This is a genomic window from Streptomyces sp. NPDC059582 (genome assembly GCF_042735715.1).
Classification (GTDB): domain Bacteria; phylum Actinomycetota; class Actinomycetes; order Streptomycetales; family Streptomycetaceae; genus Streptomyces.
Genome location: NZ_JBHWCC010000030.1, coordinates 42505 through 61123, shown reverse-complemented (window position 1 = coordinate 61123; position 18619 = coordinate 42505). Strand labels below are relative to the sequence as shown.

Genomic DNA, 18619 nt, shown 5'->3' with positions numbered 1-18619 from the left:
CCCGAAGCCGTTGCCCCCCTCATCGATGAGCAGCGGCTTCCGCCCCATCCTCCCGACCGTCAGCCTCCGGGACGGTGGCTGACGGTCGGCGTCGAGTGTCGAGTCAGGGCACCACCGTTCCCTCGGCGATGTGCGGCATTCCCTCGCCCGACGCGTTCCAGCTGCAGATGAACACCTGGTAGTGGTGGCCAGGGGTCAGGCCGGTGATGCGGCGCGGGGGTCTCGCCGTCGGGGCGTAACCGTAGACCTTCGCGAAGACCAGCGGGGTGTCCGTGTCGTAGACGTAGACGGCGTAGCGGGTCAGGGAGTCGTCGTGGACCGGGGTCCAGCCGACATCGATCTCACCCGGTCCCGCGGCGCCGGCGGTCACCTCGTCCGGTGGCTTGGGCGTGGTCGGATGGGCGATCCCCGAAACCGGCGTCGACCAGGCTGATGTGAGATTGTCGGCGTCGCCCGTGACCTCCCGTACCCGGACCTCGTAACGACGGCCGTCGACCGGCTGGAAGCTGTACTGCCAGGGCAGGTCCCACCGGTTGAACCGGGCCGGCGGCACGGCCGTCTCCCAGGGCTTTGCCGCGCGGGAGGCGACCTCCCTCCACTGCACGTCGTAGCTGTGCGCGCCGACGATCTTGTTCCATGTCACGGTGACGCCCTGCTGGGTACCGTCGAACACCAGGCCGGTGGGTGTGCTCACCTGCCGGTCGGGGACGCTCGCCGGGCTCTCGGGTGCCGCCGTGCCGATGCCGAACGCGTTGTGCAGGGCGGCGCCGAAGGCGGACGCGATGCGGTACTCGCCCAGTGGGTTCGGGTGGAGCCCGTCATAGGCGGTGGCACAGGCCGTTGAGGCCGGGTTGCAGCCCATCGCGCCGTCGATGTCGGCGATCACGACGGGTGACGTGGGAGAACTCCAGGTGGGTACCGCCCGCGCGAGAGCGGCGTTGTAATCCCTTGTGCGCTGGGGTAGTTGTGGGTTGGCGCTGCCGAGACTGGTCCGCTGCGGGACATCGGCCAGCACGATCTGCACGTTCGGGTTGGCTCTGCGGGCGTTGTCCACGAACGACTTCATGGTGTCGACCAGATCGGCCCCGGCACCCTGCCAGCCGATGTCGTTGAAGCCGAGCTCGACCAGGAGCATGTCGGGCAGGTGACCTTGGGCGCCCTGCGCGGCCATCACCGCTTCGATGGTGCCCACGTCCTGCCCCAGGGTGCGGCCCCACATCGCGTAGTGTGCCGAACCGCCCTGGACGAAGCCCGGATCATTGCTCCGGGCGTAGGCGCCCGTGAACTCCGACGGGTCCGGTTGGGCCGTCACGGTGTCCGGGGCGTTCTCCACCAGCGGTGGCGGCTCCGGCGGATGCGCCGCCCGCTGTTTCTCGGTCCCGGTCAGCGGCCCGACGAAATGGGCCTGCCAGTTCTGGTCGTCGGCCCACTGCCACAGCCGGTACCGCCAGGTCGCGTCGCCTTCGTACCCGTTGCTGACCGAGTCGCCGACGATCATCACGTCGTATGGCTTGTCCGCGGCGTTGTCGTCGCGGACGCACGTTCCCTTGACCACCCCTGTTTGGTGGGAGGTCTGCCGGGCGAACTCGGCCGAGGCGAACCGCCAGATCTTTTTGGCGTGGTCGTCCGGGGCGGCGAAGGGGGGCATCCGGAGGCCCGCGTCCGCGAGACGCATCTCCAGCGTCTTGTGTCCGTGCTGCCGCGCGTACTGCTCGGCCGTGGGTTTGACGCTGTCGTCCTCGCTCCCGCAGGAGCCGACCCGCCCGGTCCAGAACAGGTTGCTGCCCGGCGCGCTCGCCAGAGCGGCCCGCACCTGGTCCTGCGTGGGGATGCCGACGGCGCTCGCACGCGAGGCCACAGCGGTCTGCCCGAGGCCGAGCAGGGTGCCGACCACCATGAGCGTCAGCCGTCTGAGCCGTGACTGCCACGATCGGCTGTCACGTCGGCCGAGACTCGTTGTCAGCACTCGATGCACCCCGCTCCCGGCTGAGCGAGCACGGACGCACGCCGCGTCGCCGCCGCGAACCCGGTCGACCTCATGGGCCGCAGTCGCCCGGCGCCGACGACGGTCCGCGAGGCGGCTGTCCATAAGGGGTGTCCGGCCCGGCCCGCCGCGCCCGCGAACGCGTCCGGGGTCATGAATGCCGTCAAGGGGACTCCTCGGTGGGGGACCGCAGGGGGGCAGAGATCAGCTGCATTATGGAGGCCCTGTCGAGGCTCGGTCGCCAGCGCTGGCGGAGAGGTTGCGCGAAGTAGGACGCTGCCCAACTGTCGGTAGAACAGGCGAGTTGGAGGTTCGCGGCGTTCGAAAGTGATCGTCGCCCTCTCGGTGTCCGGGCCTGCGGTCCGCGGTCCTGCGGTAGAGGTGGCACGTCATGTCGGGTCCGTGCCGGAGTCGTCGGCTGAGCCGTTCGCCGATGCGATGGCTGCGCCACCGACACCGTCGATCCGACCGCTGAGCTCGGCGTTCTGGTTGCCGGTTCGCAGGGCGCGGTGGGTCGGGCGGCGGACTTCCGTCCCTGGACGGTGTGGCGGTGTGCGGGGAGCGGCTGGTCCGTTGGAGGGAAGCCGGCCTGGTCACCACGTTGCCGGGTTCCGGCTGTTCAGTTCCCGCAGGGCATGCGAAGCGGCAGGGTGCCGGGGGCGGGACTGAGGTCACCCGCACCCTCGGCCTGGACTCGCCCGGCCCCGTCATAGCGATCCGCAAGTGGATCTACTTGCTTAAATCGCCTCCGTGGAAAACATTTCGTTCATCGTGGTGGCGGTCATCGCCGCGGCGTTGGTATTCGACTTCACGAATGGGTTTCACGACACGGCGAACGCAATGGCCACGTCCATCGCGACCGAGGCGTTGCGTCCCAAGGTCGCCGTCCTGCTCAGCGGCGTGCTGAACGTCGCCGGTGCGTTCTTGTCCACCGAGGTCGCCAAGACGATCTCCGACGGCATCGTGGACGACAGGAAGGTGACCCCCGCCCTGATCTTCGCGGGTCTGGTGGGTGCGATCCTGTGGAATCTCCTGACCTGGCTGGTCGGCCTTCCTTCCTCGTCCTCGCACGCGCTGTTCGGGGGGCTGATCGGCGCGGTGTGGGTGGGCGTGGGAGCCTCCGCCGTCAACTTCTCCGAGGTGGTCGAGAAGATCATCATTCCCGCGTTCGCGTCGCCCTTCATCGCCGGCCTGGCCGCCTTGATGGCCACGTACGCCGCCTACCGGATCACCGCGCGTGCCGGCGAGCAGACGGTGACACGCGGGTTCAGGCTCGGCCAGACAGCGTCGGCATCCCTGGTGTCCCTGGCGCACGGCACCAATGACGCCCAGAAGACGATGGGCGTCATCACCCTCACTCTCATCTCCACCGGGGCGCTCCCGGCCGGTTCGGACCCTCCGTTGTGGGTGATCGTCACCGCCGGGTTCGCCATCGGACTTGGTACGTATCTCGGTGGCTGGCGGATCATCCGCACGATGGGCAAGGGGCTGACCGACATCGAATCACCCCAGGGCTTCTCCGCCGAGACGTCGTCCGCCACCGTCATCCTCGCCTCGGCGCACTTCGGCTTCGCGCTGTCGACCACCCAGGTGTGCTCGGGCGGCATCATCGGAGCCGGAATCGGCAAGAGGCTGGCCAAAGTACGTTGGGGCACGGCCGGGCGCATGGCGATCGCCTGGCTGGTCACCCTGCCCTCAGCCGGTCTCGTCGGTGCCGTCGCCGCGCTGGGAGTCACGAGCGGTGGCAGCCTCGGCATCGCCCTGGTCGCCCTGTGCGCGCTCGCCGTCGCCGCCGTCATCGTCGCGCTGGCTCGACGCAACGCCGTCACCGCCCAGAACGTCAACGAGGGCCAGTCCGTGCACGTGCGCCCCGTCGCCCAGCCGAGCGGCAACGGCCGGTGACCGGTCGACCGTTCACCTGGCGAGAGAACGAACCGAAGCCGTAAGGGCAAGTGAGCCGTAAGGGCAAGTGAGAGGAAGACGCCGGATGAACTTGCGCTGGGGTGCACTGATCCAGGTGGCCGTCGTAGGCGCGGGGGCATCACTCACCATCGTCGTCATCTTCGCGGCCGGTGTCCTCGCCCTGTCCCACCGGGCTGCCGCCCGCGAGCACAGTGGAACCGGAAACGTGGCGCTCGCGGCTGCGGGCCTGTGCTTCGCCTCCTGCGTGGCAGCGGTCCTCTACGGGATCTACCTGATCGTGCCCCAGTTCCACAGGTGACCAGGTTTCTGACGGGCGCGGAGGCTCGTACGACCTGGTAGGCGAACGGACGAGCAGGCGCGCGTGGTGGGCCGGGGGAGCGAGGGCGCCCCATGAGGACACCTGGCTGCGCTTGATCGTTAATGAGCAGTTTCCCCAAGTGTGGTGCAGTTTTGAGATCTTCACGCTTTCCGCTCTCACACTGCCGAGGAAACCCACATGGCCAAGCTGCCGGACCCGAGTATTGATGCCTCAGAACGGAACGTGTTCACTCAAATCGGCAGCCTCCCCCTGTGGCAGGCGGTGCTCGCGGGCCTCCCCCTGGTTCTGATCTTCCTCGGTGGATTGATCGGTGGCCTCCTCGGCGGACTCGGCACGGCCATCAACGTGAAAATCGCTCGCGGCGGACTGGCCCCCTTCCTGAAGGGACTCTCCATGGCGGGCGTGCTGCTCGGCGCCGTGATCATCGACGTCTGCATCGTCGTGGTGCTTGAGGCGACGTTGTAGGGGGTCTGTCGAAGGAATCGGCCGTCATCGGACTCGCTGCGTGGTGCGCCGGAAATCCAGGTGCGAAGGCCGCGACCGTCTCCTACCGTTTCGCGTATGCGCGTGGTTTTCACCAAGGGTCCTGGTACGAGTTACGGCATAGCGGTGCAGCGCGAGAGCGGGGCACGGCTCGCGCCGCGCAACGGGCCCGGCGGGCATCCGTATCTGCCGCATGACCTGGTGCACTTCCTGGTCGAGGTGGAGGCAGGTATCGAACTCGGGGTCTACGGGCGGCTGGCGGCCGGTGACAACGGCCTGTTCTGGCCCGCTGACCCCGCGGAGCGCGCCAAGGCCGCGCGGCGCCGCAGGTCGAAGCCGGTGAAGCCGTCCCCCCAAGCGCGGGCGGACATGGCCCGGTCGGAACAGTTGGCGGGCATCGCCGTACACGTGTGGGAGGTACGCCACGGCCACGCGCGGGAGTTGTCGGCCAAGGGCGTGGCCGGTGAGATCGCCACGGTGGTCGACCGGATCGTGTCGCGGTTCGACGACTACGCCGACCGCTGGCACACCCTGCCGGTCGGAGGTTCGCTGACCCTGACGTGGTGAGGGCGACCGCTACCCCGGCCGTGCCGACAGCCGGGGCCGAGGGCGACCGCTACTCGACCGGCTGCGCGATGCCGCTCGTCTGCAGGACGGTCTCACGGAACGAGGTGACCACGGGCCGCAGATCGACTCGGTGCCAGGCCGCCCACAGCTGGACGAACCTGTCGTGCCAGGGGAGTTCGCGCACGGCGACGTCCTCGGTCGTCGCGCGGACCATGCTCCTTTGCACCAAGGCCAGCCCGAGTCCGGAGGCGACCAGACCTAGCGCGGTCAGTGGCTCGGCGGCGTCCAGACGGATGTCCGGGGAGAAGCCTGCCGCGCCGCACGAGGCGATGAAGGAGTCACGCCAGGCGGGGTCTTCGGCGTTCTCGATCGCGATCCACGGCTGACCGTCGAGGTCGCCGGGGGTCAGTACTTCCCGCTCGGCGAGTGGATGCCGTGCGGGAAGGGCGAGGAGCAGCGGGTCCTGGAGCAGAGGCGCGGCCAGCAGGTCCGGGTCGTCCGTGGCCGGAGACTCCTGGACCAGCGCGATGTCGAGGCTGCGCTGCCGCAGGCCTTCGAACTGCTCGGCGGCGCGCAGGTTGTACAGGGCGACATGGACGCCGGGGCGCTCCTCGTGCAGCGCGCGCAGTGCCGCCGGCAGGATGCCGGTGTGCATGGCGTCGGCGACGTAGCCGATGCACAGCCCGCCCTCTTCGCCGCGGCCCAGCCGACGGCCCAGGTTCTCCAGACGGTCCGCGTGCCGCAACAGCGCACGGGCTTCGGCCAGGAACACCTGGCCGTCACGGGTGAGCCGGATTCTTCGCTGGTCGCGTTCGAACAGGGTCAGGCCCAGGTTCTTCTCGAGCTGAGCGATCTGTCGGCTCAGCGGTGACTGGGACATGTGCAGGCGCTCGGCGGCCTGGCTGACGTGTTCAGTCTCGGCGACGGTCACGAAATAGCGGAGTTGTCGCAGGTCAAGCATGTAAGACCTCAAAGGACTCAAGTGCGTCCAAGCAAGTCTTGGACAGTCTCAAGTCCCGATCCTAACCTCGTACGTGTCAAGCCGACGGATCAGCTCAAAAGCCGTATCCGTATCATTGCGACATAAAGAGGAATACGGATCATGTCCATCACGTCTTTCCTGCCCGGCCGCCTGGGTTTCGGCACCGCCCCGCTCGGCAACATGTTCCGGGCCATCCCGGACGAGGAGGCCGCGGCCACCGTCGAGGCGGCCTGGGACAACGGCATCCGCTACTTCGACACCGCCCCCTTCTACGGCGCCGGCCTGTCCGAGATCCGGCTCGGTGAAGTGCTGGCCGGCAAGCCCCGCGACGAGTTCGTCCTGAGCACCAAGGTCGGCCGCGTCATCCTCGACGAGACCGAGGATCCCGCGACCCGCGACCTGGGCGAGAAGGGCGGACTGTTCGAGCACGGCCGCCCCAACAAGATCGTCAACGACTACTCGGCGGACGCGACCATGCGCTCCGTCGAGGACAGCCTCAAGCGACTGCGGACGGACCGCCTCGACATCGTCTGGGTGCACGACGTCGCGCAGGACTTCTACGGCGACGAGTGGCTGGCCGCGTACGAAACCGCCCGCACCGGCGCCTTCCGCGTCCTGCAGGGGCTTCGCGACGAAGGCGTCATCAAGGCCTGGGGCCTCGGCGTCAACCGCGTCGAGCCGCTGGAGCTGACGCTCGACCTCGACGAACCGAAGCCGGACGCGTTCCTGCTCGCCGGTCGCTACACCCTCCTCGACCACGAGCGTGCCTCGCAGCGCTTGCTGCCGGCCGCCGAGGCGCAGGGCGTCGACATCGTCGTCGGCGGACCCTACAGCTCCGGCGTCCTGGCCGGCGGACAGCACTTCGAGTACCAGAAGGCACCCGCCTCGATCATCGACAAGGTGGAGCGCATCAAGGCGCTCGCGGCGCGGCACGGCGTGGGCATCAAGGCGGCGGCGCTGCAGTTCTCCCTCGCCCACCCGGCCGTCGTCGCCGCCATACCCGGTGCCACCCGGCCGAGCCGCATCGCCGAGGACGTCGCCGCACTGGGCGAGACCGTCCCGGCGGCCTTCTGGACGGCGCTGCGCACGGAGGGGCTCATCGCGCGGCACGCCCCCGTACCCACCGCCTGACCCCACCCCCACTCCCCACCCCCCAGGAGACGACCATGGCGACGACGGCCGCGACCATCGACCTCCCCGTACCGGCACACCAGGTCTGGCAGCTCATCGGCGGCTTCGACGCCCTGCCGGACTGGCTGCCGTACATCCCCGAGAGCGAGCTCGGCGAAGGCGGCCGGGTCCGCAGCCTCACCAACGACGAGGGAGGTGTCATCGTCGAACGCCTGGAGAAGTTCGACAACGACGCCCGCACCTACACCTACTCCATCCTCCAAGCGCCCTTCCCCATCACCGGCTACCGCTCCACTCTCGCCGTGCACGCGGTGTCCGAGGCGCAGTCCCGAGTCGACTGGTCCGGCACCTTCACCCCGGCCGGCGCGAGCGAGGAAGAGGCGGTCACCCTGTTTCACGGCATCTACACCGAGGGGCTGGCCGCGCTGAAGGACACCCTCGGCGCGTGACACAGGTACGGCATGGGCGGGGGCGGCGTGCGGCTTCGCTCGCTGCCCGACCGGCATGGGCTGACCGACGACGCGGGGCCCTGCGGGGTTCCGCCCGCTGCCGGCCGTCCCGCCCGTCCGCACGAGAGCCGCTCGGCTCCGGCGGTGTCCAGTCGCCGTGTGGTGACGCGGAACCGCCCGGCACCGGCGAGGCCGTCCCGCTCTCCCGGATCGTGCCGTCCAGGACCGACGCGGAACGGCTCTGATCATCGAACGGCTTCGAGCCGTGGCATCGAAGGGCGAGATCGAAGCCGAGGCCGCGCGGTCGTCGCGGCGTCGAAGGGTGTGTCCGCCGGGTTCTGCGGGATCGCTCCCGCAGCCTGGGTGCCGCCTACGGCCCCACGACGAAACGGTAGACCTGGGAATCGCGCCCCTGGAATCCCAGGCGTTCGTACAGTCGATTCGCTGACTGTCGAGACGGCCGTGACGTGAGGTCGACGGTACGCGCGCCGGACGCCTCGGCCAGGCGCAGTGCCTCTTTGGTCAGCGCCGCGCCGACACCGTGACCCCGGGCCGCGTCGTCGACCACGACATCTTCGACGCGGCACCGCAGCCCTGAGGGCAACGGAAACATGATCAGCGTCAGCATGCCGACCACTCGGCCTTCGGCGCGGGCCAGCAGCAGGGTGTTGGCGTCGCTGCGTAGCATCCGGTCCACCGACTCGTGGTCAGGGACGCCGGCCGTACTCGAAAGTTGCGGCAACAGACGTGCGACTGCTGCGACCACCTCGTCGGTCGCCTCGCGGACGACCTCCACCTCGACGCTCATGATCGTGACCCTACCGCCGGGCCCGGCACCTGTGGCCACGACGCCGTGCTCCTGCTCGACATGAGCGCCGCGCCCACCGAGCCAACGGGGTCCGGACCGAAGCGGTGACAGGCCGAACGGGCAGCTCCCTTCCCCCGACGGGAGGTCCAGCTCCGCCTCGAAGTCGGCCACTTGGCGTCGGAACAGGCGGGAAGCCCCGATGACCATAGCGGGCCGACGTATTCGACGCACCAGGCCCGAGGCCCGAGGCCCGAGGCCCGAGGCCCCGAAGCCAGAGGCCCCAGGCCCGTCACGAGCCGAGGTACTCAGCGCGCCCGGCGGGACAGCCAGGCCGCGGCCAGGGCGCCGGAGACGTTGTGCCACACGGAGAAGACCGCGGCCGGCAGCGCGGCCGGCGGGCTGAAGTGGGCGGTGGCCAGCGAGGCCGCGAGGCCGGAGTTCTGCATGCCGACCTCGAAGGCCATGGCACGGCTCGCCGGTTCACCCAACCTGACGATCCGTCCCGCGCCGTACCCCGGTGCCAGGCCGAGACCGTTGTGCAGTACGACGGCGACGAACACCAGCAGGGCGGCCGACTTGATGGCGGAGGCGCTGCCCGCCACGACCACGGTCACGATCAGGGCGACGGTCAGGCCGGACAGCCAGGGCAGCACCGGCAGGGCCCGCTGCACGTGGCGTCCGGCAGGAGGCGCACGGCGAGGCCCGCGAGCACCGGCAGCAGCACTGTCCTGAGGATGTCGGTGACCATGGAGCCCGCGTCGACGGACAGGTATTCACCGGCCAGCAGCAGCGTCAGCGGCGGGGTGAACAACGGGGCCACGAGCGTGGAGACGGTGGCCACGGAGACGGACAGGGCGACGTCACCGCGCGCCAGACAGGTCACCACGTTGGAGGCGGTGCCGCTGGGGGCGCATCCGACGAGGATCACTCCCGCGGCGAGCTGGGGCGGGAGCTGGAGCAGGTGGGCGATGGCCCAGCCGAGCAGCGGCATGATGACGTAGTGCGCCACCAGTCCGAGAGCCACCGCCCAGGGCCGCTCGGCGACACCGCGGAAGTCCTGCGGGGTCATCGTGACGCCCATGCAGAACATCACCACACCCAGCAGGTAGGGCACCGCCTCGCCCCAGCCGGTGAAGCTTCCCGGGATCAGGAGGCCGAGGGCGCCGGCCGCGAGGACGAGGATCGGGAAGACGGTGACGGCGCGCCGCGCGGAGCGGTCGGTGGTCCCGTCGCCGGTGCTCCCCGTCGGGGCGGGTCGCTCGGTGGCGCGGTCTGCGGGTTCTTCGGTGCGGGGCGTTCGGTTCTCACCCTGCGAGACAACCCCTGGTCAGGGACATGACGCAATGGTGTCTCGCGATGTGATCATCGATTACCGGTCGGGCCGTACGGTCACCGCGTGCGAAACCGGCAGGCAGGCGGCAGGTCGGCCGCAGGGTCCGGAGATGAGACAGGCCATCTCACCTGTTGAGAATGGAGTTTGACATTAGGCCACCTTATGGCTGATAAAGAACATGCTTTGGCCATCGATTCACGATCCGTGTCGGCCGTGCCCTTCTAGCTGAGTGAGTCCGCCGTGTCCCAGTCCAACGCCTCCCCGGCCTCCGTCGACCCCGGGGAGGAGTGGAACGCCTGGCGTGCCGAGCGTCGTCGCGCGCTCCCCTCGCCGACCGGGAACCTCGCCCTCGTGGAGACCCGCTGGCTCCCGGCCGGCGAGGAGCCCGACGTCGAGGCGGCCCGCGCCGGACAGCCGGACGGTGTGACCGTCACCACCCTGCGGCGCACCGACATCGTCACCGGCGAACCCGAGCACGGCCTGCGCTTCTGGGACGCGGACGCGCCCGCCATCCGTCACTTCGAGGACGTCGAGGCCTTCCCGTACGACCCGGCCTGGGTCCTGGAAGCCACTTACACGCCCGTGCCCGGCGCCCGTCGCATCGCCTTCGAACACCTCCGGGACAACGGCGGCACCCGCGACCTCGTGGTGCCGGGCGACATCACGGTCACCGTCGACGGCCGCGACTACACGCTCAGCGCCTTCGACGACGACGGCACCCTGCTGCTCGTCTTCGGCGACCCCACCAACGGGGACACCACCTACGACGCCGGCCGCTTCCTGTTCGTCCGGCGCACCGACGACGACAGCCGTGTCGTCCTCGACTTCAACCGGGCCTTCGTGCCGCCCTGCGGGTTCTCCGCTCAGTACAACTGTCCGATGCCGCCGCGGCAGAACCGCTTCCACCTGCCGGTCGAGGCAGGCGAGAAGCGCCCCGTCTTCCGCGACGGCTTCCTCGCGCAGCACTGACCGATCCGCAGCCCGCCCGCCTCTTCCCGCACGAAAGCGCCCTCAGCCATGAGACTCAACAAGTCGACCCTGTATGTCACCGCGACAGCGGCCGCCCTCGCCCTCGCGCTCACCGCCTGCGGCGGCTCGGGCGCGAACAGCGCCTCGGCCGGCACCTGGGACAAGAACGCCACCGTCAACATCGGCTCCCTGTACGAGCCGCAGAACCTCGACAACACCGCCGGCGGCGGCCAGGGCGTCACCGAGGCCCTCAACGGCAACGTGTACGAGGGCCTGTTCCGGCTCACCGACGACGGCAAGGTCGACAAGCTCCTCGCGCAGGACTACCAGGCCAGTGCGGACGGCCTCACCTACACCTTCACCCTGCGCGACGGCGTGAAGTTCCACAGCGGCAAGGAACTCACCAGCGCCGACGTCAAGTACAGCCTGGAGAAGGTCCTCGCGGACGACTCGCAGTCCGCCCGCAAGAGCAACCTCGAGGTCATCAAGGACATCGCCACCCCGGACGCGCACACCGTCAAGGTCACACTGTCCAAGAAGTCGATCTCCTTCGTCTACAACCTCTCCTACGTCTGGATCATCAACTCCCAGGCGAAGGACCTGAAGACCGGCGAGGACGGCACCGGCCCCTACACCCTCGCCAAGTGGACCCGCGGCTCCGCGCTCAGCCTCGACCGCTTCGCCGGCTACTGGGGCGACGCCGCCGCCAACAAGCAGGTCGTCTTCCACTACTACAAGGACGCCACCGCGCTGAACAACGCGCTGCTGACCAACGCCGTCGACGTGGTCACCAGCGAGCAGTCGCCCGACGCCCTGGAGCAGTTCAAGACCAACCAGAACTACAAGGTCAACGACGGCGACTCCACCACCAAGCTGCTGCTGGCCTTCAACGACAAGGCCAAGCCGTTCACCGACGTCAAGGTCCGCCAGGCCGTCTCGGCCGCCATCGACGACAAGAAGCTCCTGGAGTCCGTCTGGGGCGGCTACGGCAAGCTCATCGGCTCGATGGTGCCGCCCACCGACCCCTGGTACGAGGACCTCACGAAGGTCAACGCCTACGACGTCACCCAGGCCAAGAAGCTGCTCGCCGAGGCCGGCTACGCCAAGGGCTTCTCCTTCACCCTCGACACCCCGAACTACGACCCGCACCCCACCGCGGCGACCTTCATCAAGTCCCAGCTCGCGAAGGTCGGCATCACCGTCGAGATCAACACGATCACGCCGGACGAGTGGTACACGAAGGTCTACAAGAACCACGACTTCACGGCCACGCTCCAGGAGCACGTCAACGACCGGGACCTCGTCTGGTACGGCAACCCCGACTTCTACTGGGGGTACGACGACAAGCAGGTCACCCAGTGGGTGGAGCAGGCCGAGGAGGCCTCCACGACCGCCGAGCAGACCGAACTGCTGAAGAAGGTCAACCGTCGGACCGCCGAGGACGCGGCCAGCGACTGGCTCTACCTGTACCCGCAGATCGTCGTCGCGAGCAGCAAGCTCTCCGGCTATCCGCTCAACGGCCTCAACTCCCAGTTCTACGCCTACGACATCAAGAAGAAGGGCTGATGGGGCGCTATCTCCTGCGCCGCCTCGGCTTCCTGCTGGTGTCGCTGGCCCTGGCGAGCGTGGTGTTGTTCGTCCTGCTGCGCCTGCTGCCCGGCGACCCGGCCAACGCGCTCACCTCGGTGGGCGCGAGCCCGCAGCAGATCGCCGCGGCCCGCCACTCCATCGGCTCCGACCGGCCGCTGCCCGAGCAGTTCACCCACTGGCTCGGGCAGCTCGTGAGCGGCGACCTCGGCACGTCCTTCGTCAGCTCGCTGCCGGTCGGCCCCGAGGTGAGCGCCCGGCTCGACGTCACCGTCCCGCTGACGCTGGCCGCGTTCGTCCTGGCCGTCGTCATCGCCGTACCCGTAGGCTTCGTGGCCGCGTACAAACGCCACACCTGGTACGGCGCCCTGCTCAGTGGAATCTCCCAACTGGGCATCGCCATACCGGTGTTCTGGCTCGGCATGATCCTCATAGCCGTGTTCGCGCTGAACGCGGGCTGGCTTCCGTCCGGCGGTTTCCCGCTCGACGGCTGGTCCGCGCCCGCCGACGCCGTCCGCGCCCTCGTCCTTCCGGTCGTCACCATCGCCCTGGTGATGAGCGCCTCACTCATCCGCTACGTCCGCTCCGCCGCCCTGGACGTCCTCGGCAGCGACTACCTGCGTACCGCTCGCGCCCTCGGCGCGTCCTTCCCCGGGGCCATGTGGCGGCACGGGCTGCGCAACGCCTCCGTACCGGTGATCTCCGTCCTCGGCATCGAACTCGCCTCCACGCTGCTCGGCGCCGTCGTCGTGGAGTCCGTGTACGCGCTGCCGGGCCTCGGCTCGCTGCTCGCGACCGGCATCGCCCAGCACGACTACCCGGTCGTCCAAGGCGTCCTGTTCGTGTCCACGCTCGCCGTGCTCGTGATCGGCTTCGTCGCCGACCTGGTCCAGCGCGTCATCGACCCGCGGCTGCGCGGCCGCCTTTCGGGAGGTGCCCGGTGACCGGCACGGACGTCCCGCGCAAACCGACGGCGGCCCGCGGCCGCCGCTCCGTCACCCTGCTGGCCGGCTGCACGCTGACCCTTCTGATCGCGCTGCTCGCCGTCGTCTCGCTCGTCTGGCTGCCCTACGGCGTCGACGACACCTCCGGCGGCCGGCTCGCGGGACCGGGGGAGGGGCACCTGCTCGGCACCGACAAGCTGGGCAGGGACCTGTTCACCCAGCTGATGACGGGCTCCCGCATCGCCGTCGAGGCCGGTCTCGGCTCGGTCCTGATCGCCGCGCTCGTCGGCGTCACCCTCGGCGTGCTCGCCGCGTTCGCGCAGGGCTGGCTGGACGACACCCTCGCCGCCTTCCTCGACATCCTCATCGCGTTCCCGACCCTGCTTCTCGCGATGCTCGTCGTCGCCGCCCGCTCGGCGACCCTAGGCTCCGCCGTCCTCGCGATCGGCCTCGCCCAGAGCGCGATCGTCGCCCGCCTCGTACGGATCCTCGTCAAGCGGGTCCTGGCTCAGGACTACGTCACCGCCGCCCGGACCTCGGGCACCTCCTGGCCGCGCACGGTGGCCGGACACGTCCTGCCGAACATCTGGCCCACCCTGGTGGTCAACCTCGCCCTCCAGTTCGGTCTGGCCGTGCTCGCCGAGGCCGGTCTGTCCTACCTCGGCCTCGGCGCGCCGCCGCCCAACGCCTCCTGGGGCCGCATGCTCCAGGAGGCCCAGGCCACCTTCACCACCGCCCCCGCCGGCGCGCTCGCTCCCGGCATCCTGCTGGTCCTGCTCGTCGTCGGAGTCAACCTCATCGCCGACGGACTGCGCGACACCCTCGACCCGGCGACCCGCCGGAGGCGGACATGAGTCTCCTCGACGTGCGCGGCCTGACCGTGCGAACCGACGACGGGCGCACCCTCGTCGACGACCTGTCCTTCACCGTCGACACCGGTGAACGGCTCGGCCTGATCGGTGAGTCCGGCTCCGGCAAGTCCCTGACCACGCTCGCCGTGCTGGGCCTGCTCCCCGACGGGATGACCGCGACCGGCAGCGTGGAACTGGCCGGAACGCAGATCGTCGGTGCCCCGGAGAAACGGCTCACCGCCCTCCGCGGACGGGACGCGGCCGTGGTCTTCCAGGAGCCCCTGACCGCCCTCGACCCCCTGATGCGGGTGGGCCGCCTGATCGCCGAGCCCCTGGCCCGTCGCACCGGCCTCAAGGGGCGGGCCCTGCGCACGGGCGTCGCCGAAGCGCTGGCCCGGGTACGGCTGCCCGATCCCGAGCGCATCGCCCGCGCCTTCCCGCACGAGATATCAGGCGGCCAGCGCCAGCGCGTCGCCCTCGCCATGGCCCTGGCCTGCGAACCGAGCCTGCTCATCGCCGACGAGCCCACCACCGCGCTCGACGTCTCCGTGCAGGCCGAGATGCTGGAGCTCCTCGACACCCTGGTACGCGAACGGGAGATGGCCGTGCTGTGCGTCAGCCACGACCTCGCCGTCGTCGCCAAGGTGACCGACCGCGCCCTGGTCATGAAGGACGGCCGTGCCGTCGAGGAAGGCCCCGTCCTGGACGTCATCGGCACACCCCGGGCCGCGTACACCAAGGCGCTCGTCGCGGGCGCCCGCAAGCTGGAGTCCGCCCTGGACCTGAGGAGCGCGCCATGACACCCGTGCTGGAGCTGGCGGACGTGGCCGTACGCTACCGAGGCGCCGCCGCCGACGTCGTACAGGACGTGTCGCTCGCCGTGGAGCAGGGGCAGTCCCTGGCCCTCGTCGGTGAGTCCGGCGCGGGCAAGACCACCCTGCTGCGCCTCCTGCTCGGACTCGCCCGTCCCACGGCCGGCACCGTCCGCTTCGACGGCGAGACGCTGTCCCCGCGCGACCGGCAGCAGATGGGCCGCTTCCGGCGCAGCGTCCAGTGCGTGTTCCAGGACCCGTACTCCTCCCTCGACCCGCGTCGGCGCGTGGCCGCGATCGTCGCGGAACCGCTGCGGTCCCTGGGCCTCGACACCCGGACGACCGCCGCGCCGAAGGTGGCCGCGGCGCTCGAACGGGTCGGCCTGCCCGCCGATGCCGCCGCCCGCTACCCCCATGAGTTCTCCGGGGGCCAGCGCCAGCGCATCGCCATCGCTCGCGCGATCGTGTGCGACCCGCGCGTGCTGCTCGCCGACGAACCCGTCAGCGCCCTCGACGTGACGACCCGGGTCAAGGTCGTCGACCTGCTCGCCGAGCTCAAGGAGGAACGGCGGCTGACGCTCGTGATGGTCTCCCACGACCTGTCGGTCGTCGCCTCCCTGTGCGAACGCACGGCCGTACTGGAGCGCGGCCGCCTGGTCGAACAGGGCGACACGGCGCAGGTCCTGGGCGCCCCGGCCCACCCGTACACCCGCCGCCTGATCGACAGTGTGCCGCGCCTGCCGGCCTGAGCGACACGCGAGCCCGCGGCGCGGATCCCTGCCGCTATCTGTCGTGACCGGGCGCCGGACTCTGCCTCCGCGCCGCCCGGACCGGTGCTGCGGAGGCGCCGGTGCTCGCCCTGGCCGGGCACCGACACCCCTGCCCTTGCCCTGACCGGACGGGCACTGACATGTGGACGTTGCCGCGTTCCCGCCGCGGGAGATACGTCGTCCGGTGGCATGGCCGCCGAGTACCGCTCGCGGCCTGCGAACCGCGAGAGGCTGACGCGTCCTTGCCGCCGCGGCACACTGTGCACACGTGCGGGGCGGCGGACGGGGCGAGGGATGCGACGACAGCAGGCGATCGCACTCATCGGCGTGCTCTCCGGCTTGCTGTCCGTATTGCTCGCGGTCGCCGTGAACGTCGCCACCGGGGGCAGTCTGCCCGCCCCGCTGGACACGGTGGCGTGGTTGTCGTGGCCCGCCGTCGGGATCCTGACCGGGGTCGTGGGGTGGCTCGCCGTATGGCAGCAGCGACTGACCGGTCCGGATACCGGGCCGGGCGGCGGCCGGGTCCCGGCGGCCCGGCCGGCCGAACTGCCCGCCGCGCCGACTCTCACGGGCCGGGCACGGGAACTGGCCGACGTCGACGAGCTGATCGAGCGGGGTCGTCGCGTCATCGTGCTCGTCGGCCCGCCGGGCGTGGGCAAGTCCTCGCTGGCGCTGCGTATCGCGCATGACCGACGTGACCATTACCCGGACGGGCAGCTCTTCGCGGCGCTGCGCGGTGCGAGCGCGGACCCGCTCGCACCCGAAGCCGTACTGGCCCGCTTCCTGGGCGCGATGGGCGTCGCCGAGGACGAGCGGCGCGGTGGTGTCGAGGACCTCGCGGCCCGGTTCCGTTCCGAACTGGCCGACCGCAGAGTCCTGTTGGTTCTCGATGATGCCCGGGACGCGAACCAGGTGATGCCGCTGCTCCCGGGCGGCGCGGATTGCCTGGTACTGGTCACCGGCCGCCGTCTCCTCGCGGACCTCGCACAGTCCGCCGCGCAGGTGCTGGGCGGGCTGGCTTCGGACAGCGGGCTGGCTCTGTTCGCCGAGGTCGTCGGGGCGGAGCGGGTGGCCGGTGCCCCGCCCGGTGCCGCCCCCCGCATCGTCACCGCCTGCGGTGGCCTGCCGCTCGCGCTGCGGATCGCCGGCGGCCGTCTACGGGCCCGGCCGTCATGGGAACTCACTGACTTCGCGGTCCAGTTGGAGGATGAACGGCAGCGGCTCGATGCGCTCCGGCTGGGGGATCTGGCGGTCCGGTCCAGCTTCGAAGCGTCGTACAGGGAACTGCCTGTCCTGGATCGCCTGGTCTTCCGGCGCTGTGGTGCGCATCCTGGCCCGGCGTTCGGCCTCGACGCCGCCGCCGCTCTCGCGGGGGGCGAGTCCTCCGCGGTCGCGGCCGCGCTGGAGCGGCTCGTCGACGTACAGCTCGTGGAATCGCCCAGCCTCGGTCGGTACCGGCTGCACGACCTCCTGAGGCTGTTCGCCACGGAGAGAACCGAGGCCGAGGACACCTCTGATGAGCGCGCCACGAGCCTCGCCAGGCTGCTGGCGTGGCTGACGGAACACGTCGCCCCCGGGGCCTGGTTGGCCACGGAACGGGAGAACGCCCTGGCTGCCGTGCGCCGGGCGGTGGCCTGCGGGCTGCACGAACCCGCCTGGGCGCTGGCCGCCGCCGTGGGCCCGCTGCTGGGCCGCGCGGAGGACCACGCCGACCGGCTGGTCCTGTGGCGCGCCGCGACCGAGGCGGCCGAGGCGGCCGACGACGACCTGCGCAGGGCCCGGGCACTGCTCCAGGTGTCGTACGCGTACCGCAACTCCGGTGAGGTGATCCTGGCTCTGGACTCGGCCGCGCAGGCCGTCGCCGTCGCCGAGCCGCTCGGTGACAGAGCCGTACTCGCCGAAGCCATGTTGTGCCACGGGGAGGCCCTGCGTGACCTCTACCGCTTCGACGACGCGGTGAACGTGCTCACCGCGGCGGTCGACTGTTTCGCCGAGCTCGGGGACGAGGGCCAGGAGATACGGGCCCGCACGGCACTCGGCACGTTGTACATGCAGTTCTGGCACGCCGACCAGGCCGTCGCGGTGCTCGAACGCGCGGTGGCGCTGCTGCCCGTGGAGAAGGGACCTCAGCATGTCTGGACCGTGGGCGGGCTGAGCACCGCCTACCGGCTGGCCGGGCGCCGTGCCGAGGCGATCGAACTCAACGAAACGGCGGTGCGGATCGCGCGGAGCGGCGACGAGCACGCGTTCGCTCTCGGCTATCAGCTCGCGGGCCGCGCCTGGCTGGCGCACGAGGACGGCCGACCCGACGACGCGCTGACCGACATGCGGGAGATGCTTGCCGTCTTCGAACGGATCCGGCACGGCACCGGCGTGGGCCTCGCACTCGAAGGGATCGCCGGGATCGCCACGGTCGCCGGCCGCTACGACGAGGCGATCGAGGCGAGCGAAGCCGCTGCCGCTCAGTTCGCTCGCACCGGCGACAGGGTGCGAGCGGGCCGTAGCCGCCTTGTCCAGGCCGCCGCACTCGCCGCGGCCGGACGGGCTGAAGCCGCCGCCGTGGCGTGGCGGACTGCGGAGGACCTCATCGGTGACACGGAACCGCCGGAGGTACCGCCCCTGCGCGAACGGCTCCGCGGCCTCCTCGGCTGCCAGTCTCCGCCTGACCCCGAACCCGACCCGGCGACCGCCTGAGCAAGGGGTGGGT

The 18619-nt window shown here is 70.4% G+C and carries 16 protein-coding genes and 1 pseudogene; 13 read left to right on the top strand and 4 right to left on the bottom strand.

The features are described 5' to 3' along the window. Window positions 1–103 precede the first annotated feature (103 nt). Window positions 104–1897, bottom strand: a complete 1794-nt coding sequence (locus tag ACFV0T_RS24585) for a GDSL-type esterase/lipase family protein (protein WP_385782932.1) — start codon at window positions 1895–1897, stop codon at window positions 104–106. Between the two features lie 837 nt (window positions 1898–2734). On the opposite strand from ACFV0T_RS24585, the gene ACFV0T_RS24580 reads away from it, so the two are divergent. The 4 genes from ACFV0T_RS24580 to ACFV0T_RS24565 all read left to right on the top strand — a co-directional run bounded on the left by ACFV0T_RS24580 (window position 2735) and on the right by ACFV0T_RS24565 (window position 5276). Then, window positions 2735–3886 carry an anion permease gene (locus ACFV0T_RS24580; protein WP_385782930.1) on the top strand — a complete coding sequence of 384 codons (1152 nt, stop codon included), beginning with the start codon at window positions 2735–2737 and terminating at the stop codon, window positions 3884–3886. Between the two features lie 85 nt (window positions 3887–3971). Further along, window positions 3972–4205, top strand: a complete 234-nt coding sequence (locus ACFV0T_RS24575) for a hypothetical protein (RefSeq protein ID WP_385782927.1) — start codon at window positions 3972–3974, stop codon at window positions 4203–4205. 198 nt (window positions 4206–4403) lie between these two features. Then, the gene (locus ACFV0T_RS24570; protein ID WP_385782925.1) at window positions 4404–4691 is read left to right on the top strand and encodes a hypothetical protein; all 288 of its coding nucleotides are present in this window, start codon (window positions 4404–4406) and stop codon (window positions 4689–4691) included. A 96-nt stretch (window positions 4692–4787) separates the two neighbouring features. Continuing rightward, window positions 4788–5276: a hypothetical protein gene (locus tag ACFV0T_RS24565; RefSeq protein WP_385782923.1), complete on the top strand. Its 489-nt coding sequence runs from the start codon at window positions 4788–4790 to the stop codon at window positions 5274–5276. A gap of 49 nt (window positions 5277–5325) precedes the next feature. Here ACFV0T_RS24565 and ACFV0T_RS24560 read toward each other — a convergent pair whose 3' ends face one another. Further along, entirely contained in the window at window positions 5326–6237 is a 912-nt protein-coding gene (locus tag ACFV0T_RS24560; RefSeq protein WP_385782921.1) for a LysR substrate-binding domain-containing protein, read from the bottom strand. 141 nt (window positions 6238–6378) lie between these two features. On the opposite strand from ACFV0T_RS24560, the gene ACFV0T_RS24555 reads away from it, so the two are divergent. Together ACFV0T_RS24555 and ACFV0T_RS24550 are read left to right on the top strand one after the other, a co-directional pair. After that, window positions 6379–7389, top strand: coding sequence for an aldo/keto reductase (locus tag ACFV0T_RS24555; RefSeq protein WP_385782918.1), 1011 nt, complete (start codon window positions 6379–6381; stop codon window positions 7387–7389). Between the two features lie 35 nt (window positions 7390–7424). Beyond that, window positions 7425–7838 (top strand): SRPBCC family protein, encoded by a 414-nt coding sequence (locus ACFV0T_RS24550; RefSeq protein ID WP_385782916.1) that lies wholly within the window; start codon window positions 7425–7427, stop codon window positions 7836–7838. 370 nt (window positions 7839–8208) lie between these two features. Here the strand turns inward: ACFV0T_RS24550 and ACFV0T_RS24545 are convergent, their stop codons facing one another. Beyond that, on the bottom strand, window positions 8209–8646 hold the full coding sequence (locus ACFV0T_RS24545) for a GNAT family N-acetyltransferase (protein WP_385782913.1): 438 nt from the start codon (window positions 8644–8646) through the stop codon (window positions 8209–8211). Between the two features lie 305 nt (window positions 8647–8951). Beyond that, a pseudogene (locus ACFV0T_RS24540) lies at window positions 8952–9829 on the bottom strand (bile acid:sodium symporter family protein). A 375-nt stretch (window positions 9830–10204) separates the two neighbouring features. Here ACFV0T_RS24540 and ACFV0T_RS24535 point away from each other — a divergent pair. The 7 genes from ACFV0T_RS24535 to ACFV0T_RS24505 all read left to right on the top strand — a co-directional run bounded on the left by ACFV0T_RS24535 (window position 10205) and on the right by ACFV0T_RS24505 (window position 18606). Further along, window positions 10205–10948: a DUF1684 domain-containing protein gene (locus ACFV0T_RS24535; protein ID WP_385783054.1), complete on the top strand. Its 744-nt coding sequence runs from the start codon at window positions 10205–10207 to the stop codon at window positions 10946–10948. Between the two features lie 48 nt (window positions 10949–10996). Further along, the gene (locus tag ACFV0T_RS24530) at window positions 10997–12514 is read left to right on the top strand and encodes an ABC transporter substrate-binding protein (RefSeq protein ID WP_385782911.1); all 1518 of its coding nucleotides are present in this window, start codon (window positions 10997–10999) and stop codon (window positions 12512–12514) included. Beyond that, window positions 12514–13479 (top strand): ABC transporter permease, encoded by a 966-nt coding sequence (locus ACFV0T_RS24525; protein ID WP_385782908.1) that lies wholly within the window; start codon window positions 12514–12516, stop codon window positions 13477–13479. Before ACFV0T_RS24530 ends, ACFV0T_RS24525 begins: the two co-directional genes overlap by 1 nt. Beyond that, window positions 13476–14333 (top strand): ABC transporter permease, encoded by an 858-nt coding sequence (locus tag ACFV0T_RS24520; protein WP_385782904.1) that lies wholly within the window; start codon window positions 13476–13478, stop codon window positions 14331–14333. The genes ACFV0T_RS24525 and ACFV0T_RS24520 overlap by 4 nt, the downstream gene beginning before the upstream one ends. Further along, window positions 14330–15130 carry an ATP-binding cassette domain-containing protein gene (locus ACFV0T_RS24515; protein WP_385782901.1) on the top strand — a complete coding sequence of 267 codons (801 nt, stop codon included), beginning with the start codon at window positions 14330–14332 and terminating at the stop codon, window positions 15128–15130. The genes ACFV0T_RS24520 and ACFV0T_RS24515 overlap by 4 nt, the downstream gene beginning before the upstream one ends. Then, the gene (locus ACFV0T_RS24510; RefSeq protein WP_385782898.1) at window positions 15127–15891 is read left to right on the top strand and encodes an ABC transporter ATP-binding protein; all 765 of its coding nucleotides are present in this window, start codon (window positions 15127–15129) and stop codon (window positions 15889–15891) included. The genes ACFV0T_RS24515 and ACFV0T_RS24510 overlap by 4 nt, the downstream gene beginning before the upstream one ends. A gap of 315 nt (window positions 15892–16206) precedes the next feature. Beyond that, window positions 16207–18606: an ATP-binding protein gene (locus tag ACFV0T_RS24505; RefSeq protein WP_385782896.1), complete on the top strand. Its 2400-nt coding sequence runs from the start codon at window positions 16207–16209 to the stop codon at window positions 18604–18606. The last annotated feature ends 13 nt before the right edge of the window (window positions 18607–18619 follow it).